The following is a 21,005-nucleotide window of genomic DNA, read 5'->3' on the forward strand; positions in this document are numbered from 1 at the left end:
ATTTATACTATCCTCTGGCTAAAGATGAGAGTTTAGTATGTTAGAAGAGAATAAATGGACGTTTCGCCGCGCAGATAAGCAATTCTCCTTAGCAAAGTGGCAGAAAACAATAGATCTCATGACTGAGCTGTTTTCTGCACCCGCGGGCTTTATAGTCCACAAAACTGATAATGTTTATCGCATTATCGTCTCCAGTGAGCAGCAAGAAAACCCCTATGAGGCGGGGGCCGAGTTAAGTGCTGACGATAATATTTTCTGTAAAAAAGTACTGCGTGATATGGCACCGCTGTATGTTGATCATGCTAGTCAAGACCAGCAATGGGATGACTGCCCGCTAGTAAAAGATGGCTTTGAGTCTTATCTTGGGGTGCCTATTAGCTGGCCAAGTGGCGATCCGTTTGGTACTTTTTGCGTAATGGATTTTAAACAAACCCATTATCAACAGAGCTTTTTAGAATTGATAGAACAGCTTCGCGATATGGTCGAAGATGACCTTGCGCTTTTAGACAACTTCACACAGATGCGTGAAATTGCCATGCTTGATTCACTCACTAATATTTATAACCGCCGTGCAATAGACCTACTTTGCCAACATAAATTGAATATATCGAAGCGTCTTGGTTTTGATATTAGTTGTTTATTTATCGATATAAATAGCTTTAAACCGCTCAATGACACTTACGGTCACGAAGTTGGTGACTTAGCTTTGATTTGTTTAGCCGACACCATGAAAGAGTGCCTACGAGAAACCGATATTATCGGCCGCTTAGGGGGCGATGAGTTTATTGCCTTATTGCAAATCCAGCCCGGTGATTGCATCGATAGTATAGCTGATAAGCTTAATACCGCTTTTCAGATAAATTTAGAAAAGCGGGGCATTCCTGTCACAAGTTTAAGTATTGGCTCAGGGGTAATAGCTCAGCCAAAAGAAAACTTTGCTGAGCTATTAAAGCGGGCAGATGAAGATATGTATGAGAAAAAGCAAGCCTCGAAGGCGGCACGCTAAGCTATTTGCTTCTCAGCTAGGTTTAATTCCATGATTGCTTTTAGTAAACGGTAAAGATTGATTGATGCATCAATTTCTTCTTTACGGTTAGTTAAGCTCTCAATATTTAAACCTAGCGGTACATCTAAATGTGCGCAGCTTTGTAAAATTAAGTCGAGATTTTCACGGCAGATGCGCACTGATTCGCTTAAAGTATTTGCAGCATCGAGCATACGGTACTTAGTTGCCTCAGGTACAGAAATACCCAACCATTCCATAAACTCTAAAGTTTTTTCACCACCACAAGGGGTAAACGTTAAAATAATGCGTTTTGGTATTGAGCCTTGTGCTTTACAGCTACGAGCATAACTGGTGATCAAGTCGATTGTCGCTTGGGCATTATAGACGGCTTGCGAAATAAAAAATTGACAGCCTTGCTGTGTTTTTTTAAGTAGTCTTTCATGTTCATTTCGCTTGCTCGCATGGCGCTCAGCAATCGTAACACCACCTAAAAATACATCACTATCTTGCTCTGCTAAGGTTTTGTATGCATCAGGTAGGCTTAATTTGATATCACCATCAGATGATGGACTACCGACTAGCACTAAGTTTTTTAACTCAAACTCATTACGAGTTTCGTTTAGCCATTCGGTAAATTCAGCTTCGCCACGCTGGGCAACACTTTTATAGGTGATAACATCTTGCTGAGATAAGTTACGTAATAACTTAGAATACTCACGCGGGTCGACAGTCTCTTTGAATGGGAAAGGGCGCGGAATCGCTGTACGGCTGCTTTCATCTTGAATGTCATAAATGATTACACCATCGTATTCAATTTCGTGTAAACGACCAAGAAGCTTCTGCGCAATAGTTTCTAATGTGGCTTTATCTGTGCCTGATTTTGGTGGTGTAGTACCAATTAGGTAGACGCCTTGATTGGTGTCTTCAATTTTCTCTTGTAGTGATAAAGCCATAATCCTCATTCCAGCTCGTGCTCATGTCTATGACAAACAATATAGCAGCCATTTAGACGTCTAGATAGATTTTTTTCATGAAAGTTTTTCAATGACTATGAATTTTACTCATATTGAAAGCCGAGCGTTTCGCTAAATTGACACACCTGTTTACATAAATTATTGCACTGGCTCTCATATTTTCTGGCACTTTGATGCATAATCAATCAGCAATGATCATGAAAAAAATAACTAACAAGGGAACATTATGAAATTTAGATTACTAGCAACCAGTGTTGCTGTAACGCTAGCACTAAGTGGCTGCGCGAGTAATTCACAGTCAACTATGGTTAAAGAAGTCGAAATTGAGCAGCTAGCAAGCCAAGACGATAGCCGTGTATTCAGCCAAGACTACCTTTTAGAAGAGCTTGATAATGGCCTTCGCGTGATGGTGGTAAAAACCGATTACCCAGATGTAGTTTCACTGCAAATTCCGGTATCGGTAGGTTCACGTAACGAAGTTGAAGCAGGTAAAACCGGTTTTGCACACTTCTTTGAGCATATGATGTTTAAAGGCTCTGAAAAATTCCCGCAAGATGTGTATTCAGATATTTTAAAGAATTCAGGTGTTGATAATCGCGCGTACACGACCAACGATTACACTAACTATCACTTAAACTTTTCAAAAGAGCACTTAGACAAAGTACTCGAAATCGAAGCCGATATTTTCCAAAACCTCACATACAGTGAAGAACAGTTCCGCACTGAAGCGCTTACTGTTAAAGGTGAGTATCTAAAGAATAATGCCAGCCCAATTCGCAAGTTACTTTCTGCTGTTCGTAACGAAGCATTCGAAAAGCACACGTATAAGCATACCACGATGGGCTTTTTTGAAGACATTGAAGCTATGCCTGATCAAATGGCCTATGGTAAAGAGTTTTTCGCTAAGTTTTATAAACCAGAGTATGTATCTTTAGTCATTGTTGGTGATGTTGATCCACAAGAAACCATGGCTATGGTGAAAAAGCATTGGGGTAACTGGAAAAAGGGCGATTACCAAGCTGATATTCCTGTTGAGCCAAAACAACAAGCTGCAAAATATGTACATGAAAAAAATGATGGTTTACCAGGTCACTGGTTGCTTGTGTCTTACAAAGGCACGGCATGGGATCCAACCCAAAAAGACCGTGCAGCCCTTGATTTAATCTCGCAGCTTTATTTCTCTAACAACTCGGCACTTTATCAAGAGCTTGTTGTTGATAAACAAATTGCTAGTCAAATGTTTACCTATAACCCAGATACTAAAGATCCGGGTTTATTACATGTGTTTGTAAAAGTCGAAAACGAAGCGGACCTTGCTAAAGCCCGTGATGCGATTAACCGTACTTATGCACAAGCACGTACTGAGTTAGTTGATGCACAAAAGTTAGCGGATTTGAAATCAAACCTAAAATACAGCTTTATTAATGGTCTTGATTCATCGCAGTCAATTGCGTCAACGCTTGCAAGCTACATGCATTTTGAGCGCGACCCTGAGGTTATTAACCAACTGTACGCAATTGCTGATAGCATCACTCCTGAAGATATCAAAGCGGTAGCAAACAAGTATTTTGTTGATTCAAGCCGCACTACTGTGACAATGTCGGCGCTTGATAAAGTGGCTGGTTTTGAACAAGAGGTTGATTTAAACGCGCTGGTTGCAAGTATTGAACAAGCCCCAACAGAACGTCACTTTAAAGTACTTGATAAAACCAATAGCTCACCTTTAGTTGATGTTAACTGGTTATTTAATACCGGTGCAGCAGCTGATCCACAAGGGAAAAAAGGTTTAGCTGCACTCACTGCTGCGATGTTAGCGCAAGGTGGCTCAGAAACTATGAGCTATAAAGATATTCAAAAAGCCTTATACCCATTGGCGGGAAGCTTTGGGTATCAAATCGATAAAGAAATGATTTCACTACGTGGTCGTGTGCACAAAGACAATGCAGCGAAGTGGTATGCACTTGTTAGCGATCAGATGTTAAACCCTGGCTTTAGAGAAGATGATTTCAAGCGTCTGAAAAAAGAGCTTATCGATAGCATTAAAGCAGGCCTTAAAGCATCAAATGACGAAGAGTTAGGTAAAGAAGTGCTTTATCATCAGCTTTATAAAGGTCACCCATACGAAAGCTATAACTATGGTGATTTATCAGACCTTGAAGCGTTGACACTTGACGATGTGAAAGCGTTTTATGCTAAGCAGTTTACTCAATCAAAATTAACGGTTGGTTTAATTGGTGCTATTCCAAGTGAAGTTAAATCAGCAATGATGAAAGATTTAACATCGCTTCCACAAGGTAAAGAAAGCCGCTTAATGATCCCAGATGCACCAGCGCTAAAGGGTCATCATGCGACTATTGTTGAAAAATCAGCGCAATCTACCGCTGTATCATTTGGTTTCCCAATCGATACTATTCGTAGCAGCGATGACTGGACAGCGCTTTGGTTAGTTCGCTCTTACTTTGGCGAACACCGCAGCTCAAACAGCTTCTTGTATCAGCGCATTCGTCAAACACGTGGTATGAACTATGGTGACTACGCGTATATTGAGTACTTCCCGCGTGGTATGTTCCAAACAAAACCTGATGCTAATTTAGGTCGTTCAGAGCAAATTTTCCAAGTATGGTTACGTCCGCTTCGTTCTAACAACGATGCGCACTTTGCAACGCGTACAGCGTTATTTGAGCTTGATAAGCTAATTAAAAATGGCATCAGCAAAGAAGATTTTGAAGCGACTCGTAACTTCTTAATTAACTTTGTGCCACAAATGGTTGCAAGCCAAGATCGCCAATTAGGCTATGCGCTTGATAGTGAGTTCTACAACACTGAGAGCTTTGTTGACTATGTGCGCGGCAAGCTTGAAAAGCTAACCCTTGATGATGTTAACCGTGTTATTCGCGATAACCTGCAAACTGAGAATATTCACTATGTGTTTATTACCGGTGATGGCAAAGACATGCAAAAACGCCTAGCCTCAGAGCAAACATCACCTATGGTGTATAACGCTGAAAAACCAGCAGAGCTTGTTGCTGAAGACAAACTGATTGCTGACTATAAACTTGCGATACCTGCAAAAAATATCAGCGTACTTGATGTTGAAAAGGTATTCCAATAACTGCTATTCAATGCCCCTAGTTAGGGGCATTTTGCTCACAATGTCAGTTTGTGTTTGTGCAACAACTAGCTTGTTTCGACCTGTTTCTTTTGCTTGATAAAGCGCTTTGTCAGCCATGTCAATTAACGTGGTCGCATTGTCTAAAAAACCAGGCACTAAAGTTGCTAAACCAATACTTACGGTTAGTTGTTGATTATGCAACTCTTCAATATGTAGCTCGGTTAATTGCGTCATAAACCGAGAGAGTAGTTGATAGGCCTGCTCGCTATGTGTGTTACCCAAAACTAATACAAATTCTTCTCCCCCGTATCTTGCACATAAATCACTGGGTCTGCGGGCAAATTGTGTAAGCAAGTTTGCTAGACTTTTTAAGCAAATATCGCCGACTAAATGGCCAAAGTTATCATTAAGCAACTTGAAATGGTCAAGATCAATCATGGCAATAGAAATGGGCTGTTTTAAACGTAAACAGCGACTCCATTCTTGTTCAAAGAAATTGTCGAAATGGCGACGATTCGCAAGTTGAGTAAGACCGTCAATGTGCGCGAGCATTTTTAATTGCTGTTCTGCTCGCATTCTTTCAGTAATGTTTAAGTGGCTAATAACGACATAGCGCTGTGATTGATATTCTAGTGGTACTGCACGCATCAAAAACCAGCGGCTTTCAGTATCACTGTGGCAAGGGTATTCTAAATAGTATTCTTGCTGTTGACTGTTGATGACTTTTTGTAGGCCTGCGAGTGCTTTTATACCAAATTCATCACCTTGTTTTGCAGCTGATTCACAAATTGCTAAATAGTTTTGTTGGCGCCACTGCACGTCACAACTGCAATTATTATCTTGGCCAAAAGTCTGCCAACTGCGATTAACAAAGATGATATCACCTAATTCATTGATAACTACGATATGCTCAGAGATGCTATCGAGTATTAATTTTAAGAATTCTTTTGACTCAACCACATTATTACCCAGCCAATACCACTTATGTAAGATTAGCAACAAATGATAAGTTTTCACTGTTATGATTGTAAAAAATAATCCTAAATAGCTAGCTTTTCTGTGCTGCTGCTTTTTAAGAATATATGGATACGTCTGATAATAGCGAGGAAGGTGGCAAAACGTATTTTAGAAATTACGTCGTTTTGGGATGCAGCTTCGTGTCAGAATCAAGCCCGAGGCTCAACTCTGACAGAGAACTTATTAAAATAAAGAGGCAATTTTCACGGCAATGCCGCACAATATTGCTACTTTCATGAAGGCTATAAGTGTTGCATAGCCACGTTGTTCCTTGGTCATTGGCTGCTCCTAAAAAATAACTAATACCGTCGCCATACCAAGAGCAAAACTAATAAACGAAGAAGCCGCTACGATTGCAGCGAGATTTTGCTTACTCACTGCGTGTGTTGCGCTTTGTTCAGATACATCGTCATCGAGTTTAATTAGCTCACCTTGGCGTACTTCAAACACTGCGCATAGGCTCATGGTGGTTTCTTTTGATGCCGCACCTTCTTTTTCAACTCGCTGAATGGTACGTAGGCTTACATCACAGGCATCGGCCAATTGCTGCTGCGTCCAATCGAATTTAAGTCTAAGCGTCTTGATTGTATTGGGATTCAGCTGCATCAGTTACTTCCCAAGAAACGGTTCAATGAAAGTAACGACTGCGTAACCAAATATTGCACCACCAATAAAACAGCCTAAGGTAACCATAGCCACTTGTTTTGGGTTATCAGTAAGCGCGGTTTGTGTGCTTTGTTTTACTAATTTACCAGCTTTGTAAAACGAACATTCAAGCTTGCCTGTGAGTATGTTTTGCATCTCAAAATCGACAGCATAAGCAGTATCTTGGTAGTTAAAGTCGTGATGACTTTTAAAGCCGAAGCTGCGCTTTTCACTAACCAATTCGTCGTTTACATATATTTGTTCTTTACCGCTCATGATGTGACCAAAGCATGCGATTTGGTTATCACCATCTTGAAAGTAAAATTTATAACCTAGTTTATGTGAGTTTAGTACGTCGTTTTTCATCATCGTTTCCTTGTTAAGTTGATGATGTAAATTTAATGATTATTTTTGTTTTTTACGCCGTCAGCGATATGCCAGTGCCTATTTTGGCATATGACAGGTAAGATGTCATATCTGTTTTGTTATTGAAATATAAGAAGTTTAATTTAACTGTTGGCTTCAGCTCTGAGTTTGCTTCTGTCATATGAGATAGCCTTAAAACTCCCTTAAAATGAGCAAAAAGTGGTTTTGCTACTCTGGTTATTAGATATAACCAGAACAAATAAACAACGGGTTAGTACATCTTGCTACAAATCCGTTAAACTTAAGCCTTAGCAGTTAGGTACAACCAGAAAGGCAATATTATGCGTCATGAAATTTGGCAAAAGCTCCGTGAAGAAGCAAACGAAGTCGTTTCCCGTGAACCGCTTTTAGCAAGTCACGTTTATTCGTGTGTGTTAAATCATGAATGTTTAGGTTCAGCGCTGAGTTTTATTGTTGCTAATAAACTCGCTGATGCGGTGGTTTCGGCGTTTACTATTCGTGAATTATTCGACCAAGCCTTTGTTAAATGTGACTTAATGCTAACGCATGTTGCTCATGACATAAAAGCAGTTAAAGATCGCGACCCTGCAGCCGATAGTTACTTAACTGTCATTCTTAATCTAAAAGGCTTCCATGCAATTCAGGCTCATCGACTCGCAAACTGCTTATGGCAACAAAACCGAAAAGAGCTTGCTCGCTTCATTCAAAGTAGAACCTCAGAGGTTTTTGGCGTTGATATCCATCCTGCTTGTAAAGTTGGCCATGGTATTATGTTTGACCATGCAACTGGGATTGTAATTGGTGAAACAGCGGTTATCGAAGATAACGTATCGATTCTTCAATCAGTAACCTTAGGTGGTACAGGTAACGAGCAAGGTGATCGCCACCCTAAAATTCGTGCCGGCGTATTAATTGGCGCGGGTGCAAAAGTACTGGGTAACATCGAAGTAGGTGAGGGGGCGCGTATTGGTGCCAATTCTGTGGTGCTGAGTGCGGTTCCAGCACACACTACGGTTGTTGGTGTACCAGCTAAAGTTGTGGGTAAACCAAGCTGCCCTTGCCCAGCAGAAAGCATGAACCAAAACTTTTTAGATGATGGTACGACTACCGCTAGTAATGCATCGCACACCAGTGCTATGTTGTAGTTTTACACCAATAAAGTGCAATGGAATTGTCTAAATTATCTTTTGTATTAGCTGTTATAGCGTCATTTATTTGTGGCGCTGTAGCCATGTCATTTTTTCAACCTGACCCACAACATCAGCCGCAAACTTATCAGCAAGAATTTGTTGAAATGCAAACAATGGAAGTCCCAGAGCAGCAAGCCACTGCTGTAGCGCCTGTTATTAAAAAACAAGTCGCTGAAGTTAATTCAGTAGCTGTTAGCAAAAGCGAGCTTGAGCAACAAGTCGCAGAGCTGAAGTTACAAGTCGAAAACCAACAAGCGGTGATTGCCAGTTACCGTTCAAGTGCGATACCTCCGCAGCAAATCAACTCACATCTAGAGGATCTTTATACTTTATTAGAAGAGCAATCTCGAGATGAGGCGTGGGCTTACCAAATTGAAACAGCCATGAGCGACTTTTTAATTATGGCAGACTTACCCGTGCAGCCAGAAATGAGTATCTCTAGATGCAAAAGCTCAGTTTGTCAGTTTAAACTGCTGCAACCTGAGGGGGTTGATGAGTTGCCAAGCCATTATTGGCGTAACATGACCGATAAAATGGTGGAGCAAAGCTGGTGGAAGCAATTTAAATTTACTTCCACCACCTCAAGTGACGATAGTCTAACCATTATTGCAAGCACGGAGTAATTTTATACAACTTTTGATTGCAGTTGACCATCGGCAAGTTCAGTAGTTATAAGCTCACCAGAACTTACATCGTTAACCGATTTCACCACCCCACCTTGTTGGTTTTTAGTAATGCTGTAACCACGCGCCAACACACTGAGCGGGCTCACAGAATCTAAACGACTCGCCTGTAATGAAAGCTTGTTTCGAGAACCTGAAAGCTGTTGTTGCATTGCCTGTGTAAGCCTAGCATGTAATTGCGCCAGCTGATGCTCGCTCTTAGCTAACTGCTTTTCAGGAGAACGTTGCATTAAGCGTGGTGTTAAGTTAGCAAGTACTCGCTCATATCGCTGAATTTTACTATTCATCGCGCCGTGTAAGGCTAAACTTAGCTCATCTAATTTTTGCGCTTGTTGATTGAGTTGATAACGCGGATGACAAAGCTGTAAGCGGTGCTCAAATTGCGTTGCGGTACTGCGTTTTACTGCCAATGAATGTTTAAAGGCATGATTTAAGTGTCTAACTAACTGCTTAACTTTGTTGTGCAGCTCTTCGCTGTTTGGGCTAACAAGCTCCGCAGCAGCTGAAGGAGTGGCTGCGCGAATATCGGCGACATAATCACTAATCGTGGTATCGACCTCGTGACCAACGGCGCTAACGATGGGTAAGTGACTTGCAAAAATGGCACGAGCCAATTGCTCATGGTTAAAGCACCACAAATCTTCGAGTGAGCCACCACCGCGACCTAATATAAGAACATCTACTTCGTTACGCTGGTTGGCGATGTTTATTTTTTCTATTAGTTGGCTATGGGCATCTGCACCTTGCACCATTGCTGGGTAAATCACGACTTCAAGCTGCGGAGCGCGGCGTTTTAATACAGTAAGAATATCGCGAATAGCAGCCCCTGTGGCAGAGGTGATCACCCCAACACGATTTATATTGGTTGGTAATGGCTTTTTGTGGGCTGAGCTAAATAGACCTTCTGCAGCTAAGCGCATTTTAAGGGCGTCAAATTCTTGTTTTAATAAGCCTTCACCGGCAGGGGCCATGTGTTCAACAATCAGCTGATAATCACCGCGGGGCTCATACAATGACACGCGAGCGCGAACGGTCACTTGTGCACCATTGCTCGGGCGGAACGTTTGACCGCGATTATTGCCACGCCACATCGCTGCTTTTACTTGTGCTCGGTCGTCTTTTAAAGTGAAGTACCAATGTCCTGAGGCTGGGGCAATAAAGTTAGAAATTTCGCCGTTTAATACCAGCGACGAAAAGCCTTGCTCTAAAACATGACGAATTTCTTTATTTAGTCGCGAGACTGTATAAACAGGCTGTGTTGATTGCGTGAAAGCCATTAAAAACCCCAGTAAAAAAATCTGTGTGTACTTTAACACAAATAAATGAATAATTTTATTTACTCGTGCCAACAACGCTGATAAAATTTGGCCGCAATTCCTTATACTCAGATCCACATGTGAGAAGTTGCACTATGCTAAGAATCGCTAAAGAAGCTCTTACCTTTGACGACGTACTTTTAGTACCAGGTCATTCTACTGTTTTGCCACACACGGCAAATATTTCAACTCGTTTAACGCGTGGTATCAATCTTAACTTGCCGCTAGTTTCAGCATCTATGGATACTGTTACAGAAGCTCGCTTAGCGATTGCTTTAGCGCAAGAAGGCGGGTTAGGTTTCATCCACAAAAACATGACAATTGAAGAGCAAGCTAAAAACGTACGCAAAGTAAAAACGTACGAAGCAGGTATTGTTTCTTTCCCTGTTACTGTGACTGCGGATCTTACAATTGCTGATGCTATCGCGCTTTCAGAAGAAAAAGGTTTTTCAGGTTTCCCTGTAACCGATGCTGACAATAACCTTGTAGGTATTGTTACAAGCCGTGATATGCGTTTTGAAACTAAGCTTGAACAGCCAGTTTCTACAGTAATGACGAAAAAAGAATCGTTAGTTACTGTAAAAGAAGGTGCAGACCGTGATGAGATTTTAGGTCTAATGCACGAGCACCGTATCGAAAAAATTCTTGTTGTTGATGATGCATTTAAATTAAAAGGCATGATCACTGTAAAAGATTACCAAAAAGCACAAGACAAGCCACACGCATGTAAAGACGATCAAGGTCGTCTTCGTGTAGGTGCCGCTGTTGGTGTTGGTCCAGGTACTGACGAGCGTATCGCAGCCCTTGTTGAAGCAGGTGTTGACGTATTACTTATCGATACATCACATGGCCACTCACAAGGTGTAATCGACCGTGTTGCTCAAACACGTCAAACATACCCAGATTTACAAATCGTAGCAGGTAACGTTGCAACAGCTGAAGGTGCGATTGCTCTTGCTGATGCAGGTGTTGACGCTGTTAAGGTAGGTATTGGCCCTGGTTCTATTTGTACTACTCGTATCGTAACAGGTTGTGGTGTACCACAAATTACGGCTATTTCTGACGCAGTTGAAGGCTTAAAAGGCCGCGATATTCCTGTTATCGCTGACGGTGGTATTCGTTTCTCTGGTGACATCGTAAAAGCACTTGTTGCCGGTGCATCATGTGTAATGGTGGGGTCAATGTTAGCGGGTACTGAAGAAGCACCGGGTGAAGTTGAGCTATACCAAGGTCGTTACTACAAGTCTTACCGTGGTATGGGTAGCCTTGGCGCTATGAACCAAAAAGAAGGTTCATCAGACCGTTACTTCCAAAAATCGAACGAAGCAGACAAGCTTGTTCCTGAAGGTATCGAAGGCCGTGTTGCTTATAAAGGTCCTATCGCGACAATCATTCACCAACAGGTGGGCGGTCTTCGCAGCGCAATGGGCTTAACGGGCTGTGCAACAATTGAAGAGTTAAATACTAAACCTCAATTTGTTCGCGTTACTTCAGCTGGTATGGGTGAGTCACACGTTCACGACGTGCAAATTACCAAAGAAGCGCCAAACTACCGCTTAGGTTAATTACCTTAAGGTATTGAAATTACATGGGCTAGCATTTGCTAGCCCTAATTTATTGATCATCTCCCTTTGGGGGAGCAGTTCCTGACTAACGAGATACTCCATGAGCAAAGACATTCACGATTCACGAATTCTCATTTTAGATTTTGGTTCGCAATACACACAGTTAATCGCACGTCGTATACGTGAGATTGGTGTTTACTGTGAGCTATGGGCATGGGATGTAACTGAAGAGCAAATCCGCGAATTTAATCCACAAGGTATTATTTTGTCGGGTGGCCCTGAGTCTACAACACTTGAAAACAGCCCACGTGCTCCTGAGTATGTATTTAACGCAGGCGTTCCAGTACTTGGTATCTGTTACGGTATGCAAACAATGGCAACGCAACTGGGTGGTAGCGTACACAGCTCTGATAAGAAAGAGTTTGGTTATGCGCAAGTTGAGAAAGTAGGTAACTGTGCGTTATTCGATGCTATCGAAGACCACATTACTGACGGCGGTGCTGGCGTACTAGACGTTTGGATGAGCCACGGCGATAAAGTAATGGAAATTCCAGATACTTTCAAAACTACTGCTAAAACATCAACATGTCCACATGCTGCAATGTCTTGGGAAGAAAAGCGTTTCTACGGCGTACAGTTCCACCCAGAAGTAACTCACACTCATCAAGGTCAACGTTTACTTGAGCGTTTTGCAATTGATATCTGTGGCTGTGAAAAGCTATGGACACCAGCTAAAATTATCGATGATGCTATCGAGCGTATTAAAGAAACTGTGGGTGATGACGAAGTTATCTTAGGCTTATCAGGTGGTGTTGATTCATCTGTTGTAGCTATGCTTATTCACCGTGCAATCGGCGACAAGTTAACGTGTGTATTCGTTGATAACGGTCTACTTCGTTTAAACGAAGGTCAGCAAGTTATGGACATGTTTGGCAACAAGTTTGGCCTAAACATTGTTAAAGTCGATGCTGAAGATCAATTCTTAGCAGACTTAGCTGGTAAGTCAGACCCAGAAGATAAGCGTAAAGCGATTGGTCATACTTTCATTAAAGTATTTGACGAGCAAGCTAAAAAGCTGAAAAGCGCTAAATGGTTAGGTCAAGGTACTATCTACCCAGACGTAATCGAATCTGCTGCATCAGCAACAGGCAAAGCACACGTAATCAAATCTCACCACAACGTAGGTGGTTTACCAGACGACATGGAAATGGGTCTTGTAGAGCCATTACGTGAGCTATTCAAAGATGAAGTACGTAAAATTGGCCTTGAGCTTGGTCTACCTTACGACATGCTTTACCGTCACCCATTCCCGGGTCCTGGTTTAGGTGTTCGTGTACTTGGTGAAATCAAGAAAGAGTACTGTGACTTACTACGTCGCGCAGATGCTATCTTCATCGAAGAGCTACACAAAGCTGAGCTTTACCACAAAGTAAGCCAAGCATTCACTGTATTCTTACCAGTTAAATCGGTAGGTGTAATGGGTGATGCGCGTAAATACGACTGGGTTGTATCACTACGTTGTGTTGAAACAATCGACTTTATGACGGCACGTTGGTCACACTTACCTTATGAGTTCTTAGGCGTGGTTTCTAACCGTATCATCAACGAAATCGATGGTATCTCACGTGTTGTTTACGATATTTCAGGTAAACCACCTGCAACAATCGAATGGGAATAGGGCTAGCTCAAAAGAGCTAATAAAGCCTTAAGCCAATAAAAAATGCCAGTCAGTTTTACTGACTGGCATTTTTTTTATAGGGATAATAACTGTTGGTTTTCAGAAATCAGCATATCCAGAAATCGACAACAGCTCTAACTCTGCATAAGCGTGCCAAATCTGAGTAAATAGCCAACCAAGTAGGCTAAACACAGCACACATTTGTGCTGATAAGAGTTTGTGATTAAGTGACAAGGTCTTCCTGTTAACACTGTTGTTAGCCATGAAGCTTAAACTCTCGTAGACAAATGTGACGGTTAATGAGTAAGCACCAATAGCTTTTGAGTCTTCGATTACACAGAATATGTAGCACAGTACGAGTTTTTTTGGTGAGCTGTAGATACTTAATAACAGTTTCCATCTTGGCGCAAAGAAAATGGAGAAGTATCGATAGCCCACCGTTTAAGTTTTGAGCGTGTTGTAGTCAGCCTGTTAAATATTTAAGGTTAAACAAGCGTACCTTTCGAGCCATGTGGTTCAGAGCGCAAATATTGAGGCGGAGCCTGAACCTGAGCACCTAGCGCAACGGCAGCTTGCCAAGGCCAATGCGGATTAAAAAGTACAGAGCGACCTAATGCAACCAAATCGGCATCCCCTTGTTTCAGCGCTTCTTCAGCCTGCTGTGGCTCGGTGATTAAGCCTACACCTATTACCGGTATTGTAACTTGTTGGCGAATGGCACTAGCAAACGGAAGCTGATACCCTGGTTTTACATCAATGGATTGCTGCGGCGAAAGCCCACCACTGGAAACATGCAGATAGTCACAACCCAGCTGTTCCAGTTGCTGACCAAACACAATCGATTGCTCAACATCCCAACCGTCATCAACCCAGTCAGTTGCCGAGAGACGAACTCCAACAGGAACTGAAGAAGGGATGGCTTTACGCACAGCTTCAAATACTTCAAGTGGAAAGCGTAGGCGATTTTCCAGCGAACCACCATATTGGTCCTGTCTTTGGTTACTTAGTGGAGAAAGAAATTGGTGGAGTAGGTAACCATGCGCCGCATGGATTTCTATTAGATCAATTCCTACACGTACTGCACGAATTGCGCTGTCAACAAACGCTTGTTTAATACGCGCAAGACCCGCTAAGTCGAGTGACTCTGGCGTTTCGTCTTGCTCATTGAAGCCCAACGCAGAAGGAGCAACCGTTTGCCAGCCACCTTCATCCATCGTCAATTTATGACCTCCCTGCCATGGCACATGACAAGAAGCCTTTCGCCCGGCATGACCAAGCTGAATACCTATACGAATGGGAGACCAAGCGCGAACATCAGACAAAACATTGTCTAATGCGGCTTCTGTTGCGTCATCCCACAGTCCTAAATCTCCCGCAGAAATACGGCCAATAGGTTCAACAGCTGTGGCCTCCAAAATTAGCAATCCAGCGCCAGACGTTGCCAGCGAACCATAGTGCATGCGGTGCCAGGAGCTAGCCTGTCCAGATTCGGCGGAGTATTGACACATTGGTGCGATAACTATGTGGTTTGTAAGATTGAGCTCTCCGATCTTCGCGGCACTAAATAATTGGCTCATTTTAACCTCTCAATGTTGTTTTCAGCAGAATGACATAGGATGGCCTCACCCCCAATTTTTCTGAGCAAAGTAGGGGAGGCTGAATCCCTCCTGCTGGTACCTATTTTTTGTATTTGCTTATTCAGTTGTTATTTCTGAAAAGCATGAATATGAAATGTGATTACTGTGTCTATTAATCATAAGGTTAAAGTGGTCATCACATGTTCCTTTTTCAAGGGCGGTCACTGTTGATACTCAATAAATTGCGAATAAGTAACATTGGCTTTAATTTTAGTTAATTAATGGCTTCCTATTTTCTCATGCCTTGTGCATTTCAATATTCAAAGCGACGAGTCGCAAAAAATCAAAACGGCGAATTAGCGTGCTAATTCGCCGTTTTGTTTATTTAAGAAGCAGTTAAACTAAAAACTGTGTTTTTTTACTTTACCTTTGAAAAAAGCTCTATATAATTCGTCGTCATTGCAGGGGCGTAGTTCCAATTGGTAGAACAGCGGTCTCCAAAACCGACGGTTGGGAGTTCGAATCTCTCCGCCCCTGCCATTTCTTCCTGCTTTACTTTAATCGCAAATCTTCCTATATTACTTGCTCTTAATCATGATTGAGTTGTTATGAATCCAAGTTACGCTGCGATATTCTCTGTACAATCACTCGAGTTAAAACAACATTATCGAACTGTGCCTGAAACTCAGGATGAACAAGTCACTGTAACAGCACAAGCACCTTTAGTACTTCCACTGCAGCTACATCAAGATCTTGAAAAAGCGTTTGCTCCAATAGTGATCACACAGGTAGTAAAAGCTGAGAATATTAGCTGGCAGGATGGCTGTTTAGCCTTGCCGAGTGAGAAGCTCACAGCTGAGCAGAAAAAACAACTTTGGTCTTTAATTGGTGAACAACTTGATAAGCTTTAAACCTGTAGATGCAACCTATATTAGCCAGTTAATGGCTATTGAAAATGCCTGTCATAGTCATCCGTGGACAGAAAAGACCATGCTGTCGTGTTTAGCTGGTCGCTATTTTAACCTTGCAGCCTTTAGTGATGATGAAATGCTTGGCTTTTACATCGGTGAACAAGCAGGGCCTGACTTTACTCTAATGGATATTTGTGTAGCGCCAGCGTATCAAGGGCAGGGTATTGCAAAACAATTATTAAATGCATTTATTGAGCATGGTGAGCAATACCAAGCAGAGAACTTATTTTTAGAAGTGCGAGAATCAAACAAACCTGCAATTGGTTTGTACGAGAGTGCAGGCTTCAGCTCAATGTCAGTGCGTAAAAATTACTACCCAACTGCGACAGGTAATGAAGATGCTATTTTGATGGGGCTAACTTTAAGGCTTTAGTTAAGCGGCCTCTTTTAGGGCACTAATGAGTGCTTCATAACAGTCTGCAACTTGTGCCATTTGGTTCGTGCTCAATGCCGTTTCTAGTTGACCTGCCGTTTTGTGGATTTCTTCAAAGCTAAAACACCCAGCGCTGCCTTTAATACTGTGTGCAAGAGAGCGTAATGCCTCCCACTCTTTTGCACGATACAGTCGTACTACTTGGCTTAAATAATCAGGTAGTTTAGAACGGTAGTTATCATTGATCTGTTGGAATTTCTCACTTTTCAGTAAGTTTTCCCATTTATTTTGACTGTCTTTTTCAATATTTAAGTAGCTAACTAGTACTTTCTCGAGAGCGTGTTTATCGATTGGTTTAGCCAGCGCCTCATCGCAACCAGCTTCTAAATAAGTATCAACGTCATTTTTCATAACGTTTGCTGTTAAGGCTATGATAGGGCCATCGTATGCAGCATGACGGAGCATTTGCGTTGCTTCTAATCCACCCATTACTGGCATTTGCATATCCATGATAATCAACTGATAGTCATTAACCAGAGCCATTTCTACGGCTTCAGCGCCGTTTTTCGCAATGTCAGGTTCAAGCCCCCAAGTTTGTAGCAATAGTTTTATCAATAATTGATTATCTGGATTATCCTCAGCCACTAAAATATGAGCATCAAAACTATTTTCTGCGAAGGATAATTGTGTATCTGAACCCGGAGACAGTTGTTCATAGTTGTGAATAAACGCATTACGTTGTAATTGTTCAGGGTTTAAATGACAGGCCACTTGCACGGTAAAGCTACTACCTTTACCTAGCTCGCTGACAAGCTTTACATCTCCCCCTAATAGCTGGGCCAAGTTCTTTGAAATACATAAACCTAGGCCCGTTCCACCAAATCGGCGAGTTGTTGTGGCATCGGCTTGTTCGAACGGTTTAAATACTCGTTCTACTTCACGCTCAGACATACCAATTCCGGTATCTTCAATGACAAATTCTAATAGCTGTCGCTCATCGTTATAGTGAATATCAAGCGAGATAAAGCCTTGCTCAGTAAATTTAACGGCATTGCTAGCAATGTTTATTAATATTTGTTTTAAGCGTGTGGTATCACTGTTAATGCTTTGAGGAATTGGTAAGTTGTAATTAATATTAAACTGCAGTTGCTTTTGATTCGCTAATGGACGAATGATTGAATCAATATCATGAATTAATTGAACAACCGAGCAAGGGCTTCGTTCGACAGCCAGTTTTTCTGCTTCAATTTTAGATAAATCGAGAATGTTATTTATGAGCTCTAAAAGGTGTTTAGAGTTTCGCAAAATTGTACTTAAATGCTGCTCATCATTCACCGCATCTTTGTTGTGTAGCAGTTGCTCAGTAAAACCCATGATTGCGGTAAGTGGGGTGCGAATTTCATGGCTCATATTTGCTAAAAAGCGGCTCTTTAATTGGTTTGCTTGTTCAGCTTGGGCAATAGCCACTTCAAGTTTGTTATTCATAGCTTCAAGCGCTTTAGTTCGGCTTTCTACTTTTTCTTCAAGGTGGTGTTTGTACTCTTCGAGTTCATCTTGGTAGTCACGAATTTGATTTACCATGTGATTAAAATCGTTAAATAAGACACCTACTTCATCGTTAGTATGCGCAGGTAAATAAACTGATAAGTCACCATCACCTACTCGGTGACTCGCAGCACCTAATAATTCGACAGGGGTTAACAGTAAATTACGAACAACGATATAAATTAAAATTGGTAACGAGATCACTGAAATAATTACAATCAGTGCAGTTATTAAGCTAATTGCTTTACCTGACTGATAGAGTAAATCTTTGGGAGTTGTTGAAACCAAATAGTCGCCGTCCGTCATTTGCACAGCGTAGATAATTCGCTCTTCCTTATCGATACTTGATAATTCAATATCGGCCAGTTTTCCGTAATCAGCTAATCTCTTTATTTGCTCGAGCTCATATTCACTTAAGTAGTTGCCGCGCAGGTCATAATCAGAGCTAAATAAAATTTGCCCTTTAGTCGTTAAGAATAAATTTAGGGTGTTATTAAATGGGGCTTCTAAAATACTGGCGTTTAAAATAGATGGCTCAACATGTACCACAATAAAGCCAAGCTGCTGAGGCTGTTTTAGGTAGTAATCAATGTTATAAATTGGATGCACAAAATAGAGGCTGGTCGAACCGTCTTCTTTGGGGATCATAAATTGCTGTTGACGCAGGTTTGATTTGAGTACTTGTTTGAAAAACGGGTAGCTCTTTGGCGCTGGGGTCAATTGGCTTGAATAAAAAGCATCACTTCTGCCGTCTGGGGCAACATAATTAATACTAATTATATCTGGGTAAGCTTCTGAATAACTGGCAAATACATTCATTAGTTCGCCAAGTCGCTCGATATATTGATTTTTAGAGCCCGGCTCTCGAGACAAAAAGTCGGCAAGTACTGGAGATGTTGATAATAAACGCGTAATAGAATGAAACGAGTCGATGTAGTTGAAGATCTTCTGTTGTTGTTGTTCAACAAAGCGACTCACAATCAGCTCAGCTTGTTTTTTTGTTGAATTGGTCACATTGGTTAAGGTAAAGCCACCTAAAAACAACAAAGGTAAAATCACTAATGGGGTGATATACCATAATAATCGAATACTGAGCTTACTGGTTTTCATGACCTAAATTAATATCCTCCGTGCAATTTATCCATAGTATGCGTTACAACTTGATTACACAAGCTTAGCAAAAAAGTGAACAACGAAAATCCCTAACCCAAGGTGAATAATTACTTACAATCGCTGCTTTTTTGGCTAAGACAAACAAGGTATAATACTCGGCAATTCTATTTTATTTTTACAGTGCGCACCGAGCTTTATAATTTATAAGGCAGTTAAGTGCGCTTTGTTATGACTAAAAGCAGCTTACATGTCTAATTTAACTACCGAAATTAATAAACGACGCACCTTTGCGATCATCTCGCACCCGGATGCGGGTAAAACCACCATTACAGAAAAAGTTCTGTTATTCGGACAAGCGATTCAAAAAGCGGGTACCGTAAAAGGTCGTGGCTCAAACCAGCACGCAAAATCAGACTGGATGGAAATGGAAAAAGAACGTGGTATCTCGGTTACTACGTCAGTTATGCAATTTCCTTACAATGAGCGTCTGGTTAACTTACTTGATACTCCAGGACACGAAGACTTCTCTGAAGATACCTACCGTACATTGACAGCGGTTGACTCGTGTCTAATGGTAATCGACGCTGCGAAAGGTGTTGAGGATCGTACTCGTAAATTAATGGAAGTAACACGCTTACGTACTACACCTATCGTCACCTTTATGAATAAGTGTGACCGTGATATTCGTGACCCAATGGAGTTATTAGACGAAGTTGAAACCGAGCTTAATATCGCCTGTGCACCTATCACATGGCCGATTGGTTGCGGTAAAGAGTTTAAAGGTGTGTATCACATTCACCGTGAAGAAACGATTTTGTATAGCACAGGCCAAGGCCACACTATTCAAGAAGTTCGAACAATCAAAGGACTCGATAACCCAGAGCTTGACCAAGCTATTGGTAGTGAACTTGCAGAGCAGCTTCGTGAAGAGCTTGAGCTAGTTGTCGGTGCATCACACGAATTTGATTTAGATCTGTTTTTAGCGGGCGAACTATCACCTGTGTATTTTGGTACGGCATTAGGTAACTTTGGTGTTGACCATGTACTTGATGGCTTAACAGAGTGGGCGCCTGCACCACTACCACGCGAAACAGAAGACCGCCAAGTTGTTGCAACCGAAGAGAACTTCTCTGGCTTCGTATTTAAAATCCAAGCGAACATGGATCCTAAACACCGTGACCGTATTGCCTTTATGCGAATTGTATCAGGCAAATATAGCCAAGGTATGAAGATGAGCCACGTGCGTATTGGTAAACAAGTGAGTATCTCTGATGCGGTAACCTTTATGGCCGGTGACCGTGAGCGAGCGCAAGATGCTTACGCCGGTGACATCATAGGTTTACACAACCACGGCACGATTCAAATTGGTGACACCTTCACACAAGGTGAGAAAATGAAGTTTGGTGGTATTCCTAACTTCGCACCAGAATTATTCCGTCGTATTCGCTTAAAAGATCCACTTAAGCAAAAGCAATTATTAAAAGGCTTAGTTCAGCTATCTGAAGAAGGTGCTGTGCAAGTATTTAGACCACTTATTAACAACGACCTTATCGTTGGCGCGGTCGGTGTACTACAGTTTGATGTGGTTGTTGCGCGCTTGAAAGCAGAGTACAACGTTGACGCCATTTACGAAGGTGTCAGCGTAAACACTGCCCGTTGGGTAAGCTCTGACGATGTTAAAAAGTTTGAAGAATTTAAGCGTAAGTGCGAGAGCAATTTAGCATTAGATGGCGGCGATAATCTTACTTATATCGCACCAAGCCGTGTTAACTTGAACTTATCGATGGAACGCTATCCAGACATCAAGTTTAATCATACACGCGAAAACTAATACACTAAGCTTGCATCAAATT

16 protein-coding genes and 1 tRNA gene are annotated in these 21,005 nt (G+C 41.7%); 10 read left to right on the forward strand and 7 right to left on the reverse strand.

From position 1 onward, the window contains the following. The first annotated feature begins 37 nt into the window (after nucleotides 1–37). On the forward strand, nucleotides 38–1,006 hold the full coding sequence (locus L1264_RS01690; RefSeq protein WP_138558362.1) for a sensor domain-containing diguanylate cyclase: 969 nt from the start codon (nucleotides 38–40) through the stop codon (nucleotides 1,004–1,006). Here L1264_RS01690 and L1264_RS01695 read toward each other — a convergent pair. Further along, entirely contained in the window at nucleotides 1,003–1,959 is a 957-nt protein-coding gene (locus L1264_RS01695; protein WP_138558361.1) for a methylenetetrahydrofolate reductase, read from the reverse strand. The two genes, L1264_RS01690 and L1264_RS01695, sit on opposite strands and share 4 nt — an antisense overlap. Nucleotides 1,960–2,206: 247 nt before the next feature. On the opposite strand from L1264_RS01695, the gene L1264_RS01700 reads away from it, so the two are divergent. Then, the gene (locus L1264_RS01700) at nucleotides 2,207–5,092 is read left to right on the forward strand and encodes a M16 family metallopeptidase (protein ID WP_235403592.1); all 2,886 of its coding nucleotides are present in this window, start codon (nucleotides 2,207–2,209) and stop codon (nucleotides 5,090–5,092) included. Nucleotides 5,093–5,095: 3 nt separating this feature from the next. On the opposite strand, the gene L1264_RS01705 is transcribed toward L1264_RS01700, so the two are convergent. From L1264_RS01705 to L1264_RS01715, 3 genes are all read right to left on the reverse strand, one after another. Continuing rightward, a complete protein-coding gene (locus tag L1264_RS01705; protein WP_135926309.1) occupies nucleotides 5,096–6,052 on the reverse strand; it encodes a sensor domain-containing diguanylate cyclase in 957 nt (318 codons plus the stop codon). 345 nt (nucleotides 6,053–6,397) lie between these two features. After that, nucleotides 6,398–6,715, reverse strand: coding sequence for a helix-turn-helix transcriptional regulator (locus tag L1264_RS01710; protein ID WP_135925951.1), 318 nt, complete (start codon nucleotides 6,713–6,715; stop codon nucleotides 6,398–6,400). Nucleotides 6,716–6,718: 3 nt separating this feature from the next. Continuing rightward, a complete protein-coding gene (locus L1264_RS01715) occupies nucleotides 6,719–7,123 on the reverse strand; it encodes a hypothetical protein (protein WP_135925950.1) in 405 nt (134 codons plus the stop codon). A gap of 338 nt (nucleotides 7,124–7,461) precedes the next feature. On the opposite strand from L1264_RS01715, the gene cysE reads away from it, so the two are divergent. Both cysE and L1264_RS01725 read left to right on the forward strand, forming a co-directional pair. Beyond that, the gene (gene cysE, locus L1264_RS01720; RefSeq protein ID WP_135925949.1) at nucleotides 7,462–8,286 is read left to right on the forward strand and encodes a serine O-acetyltransferase; all 825 of its coding nucleotides are present in this window, start codon (nucleotides 7,462–7,464) and stop codon (nucleotides 8,284–8,286) included. Between the two features lie 86 nt (nucleotides 8,287–8,372). Next, nucleotides 8,373–8,954 (forward strand): hypothetical protein, encoded by a 582-nt coding sequence (locus L1264_RS01725; protein ID WP_135925948.1) that lies wholly within the window; start codon nucleotides 8,373–8,375, stop codon nucleotides 8,952–8,954. A gap of 2 nt (nucleotides 8,955–8,956) precedes the next feature. Here L1264_RS01725 and xseA read toward each other — a convergent pair whose 3' ends face one another. Beyond that, the gene (gene xseA, locus L1264_RS01730; protein ID WP_199526278.1) at nucleotides 8,957–10,291 is read right to left on the reverse strand and encodes an exodeoxyribonuclease VII large subunit; all 1,335 of its coding nucleotides are present in this window, start codon (nucleotides 10,289–10,291) and stop codon (nucleotides 8,957–8,959) included. A 134-nt stretch (nucleotides 10,292–10,425) separates the two neighbouring features. Between xseA and guaB the strand changes: the two genes are divergently transcribed. Together guaB and guaA are read left to right on the forward strand one after the other, a co-directional pair. Further along, nucleotides 10,426–11,895: an IMP dehydrogenase gene (gene guaB / locus L1264_RS01735; RefSeq protein ID WP_135925946.1), complete on the forward strand. Its 1,470-nt coding sequence runs from the start codon at nucleotides 10,426–10,428 to the stop codon at nucleotides 11,893–11,895. A 100-nt stretch (nucleotides 11,896–11,995) separates the two neighbouring features. Continuing rightward, the gene (gene guaA, locus L1264_RS01740; RefSeq protein ID WP_135925945.1) at nucleotides 11,996–13,573 is read left to right on the forward strand and encodes a glutamine-hydrolyzing GMP synthase; all 1,578 of its coding nucleotides are present in this window, start codon (nucleotides 11,996–11,998) and stop codon (nucleotides 13,571–13,573) included. Between the two features lie 485 nt (nucleotides 13,574–14,058). Here the strand turns inward: guaA and L1264_RS01745 are convergent, their stop codons facing one another. After that, nucleotides 14,059–15,150, reverse strand: a complete 1,092-nt coding sequence (locus L1264_RS01745; protein WP_199526277.1) for an NADH:flavin oxidoreductase/NADH oxidase — start codon at nucleotides 15,148–15,150, stop codon at nucleotides 14,059–14,061. 463 nt (nucleotides 15,151–15,613) lie between these two features. Here L1264_RS01745 and L1264_RS01750 point away from each other — a divergent pair. The 3 genes from L1264_RS01750 to rimI all read left to right on the forward strand — a co-directional run bounded on the left by L1264_RS01750 (nucleotide 15,614) and on the right by rimI (nucleotide 16,494). Next, nucleotides 15,614–15,690, forward strand: a tRNA-Trp gene (locus L1264_RS01750). 68 nt (nucleotides 15,691–15,758) lie between these two features. Next, nucleotides 15,759–16,061 carry a hypothetical protein gene (locus L1264_RS01755; RefSeq protein ID WP_135925943.1) on the forward strand — a complete coding sequence of 101 codons (303 nt, stop codon included), beginning with the start codon at nucleotides 15,759–15,761 and terminating at the stop codon, nucleotides 16,059–16,061. Then, nucleotides 16,048–16,494: a ribosomal protein S18-alanine N-acetyltransferase gene (gene rimI / locus L1264_RS01760; protein WP_171040450.1), complete on the forward strand. Its 447-nt coding sequence runs from the start codon at nucleotides 16,048–16,050 to the stop codon at nucleotides 16,492–16,494. Before L1264_RS01755 ends, rimI begins: the two co-directional genes overlap by 14 nt. On the opposite strand, the gene L1264_RS01765 is transcribed toward rimI, so the two are convergent. Then, on the reverse strand, nucleotides 16,495–19,149 hold the full coding sequence (locus tag L1264_RS01765) for an ATP-binding protein (protein ID WP_235403593.1): 2,655 nt from the start codon (nucleotides 19,147–19,149) through the stop codon (nucleotides 16,495–16,497). A gap of 250 nt (nucleotides 19,150–19,399) precedes the next feature. On the opposite strand from L1264_RS01765, the gene prfC reads away from it, so the two are divergent. Beyond that, a complete protein-coding gene (prfC, locus tag L1264_RS01770) occupies nucleotides 19,400–20,983 on the forward strand; it encodes a peptide chain release factor 3 (protein ID WP_199526275.1) in 1,584 nt (527 codons plus the stop codon). The last annotated feature ends 22 nt before the right edge of the window (nucleotides 20,984–21,005 follow it).

The organism is Pseudoalteromonas sp. APAL1 (assembly GCF_021532475.1).
Lineage (GTDB): Bacteria > Pseudomonadota > Gammaproteobacteria > Enterobacterales > Alteromonadaceae > Pseudoalteromonas > Pseudoalteromonas lipolytica_C.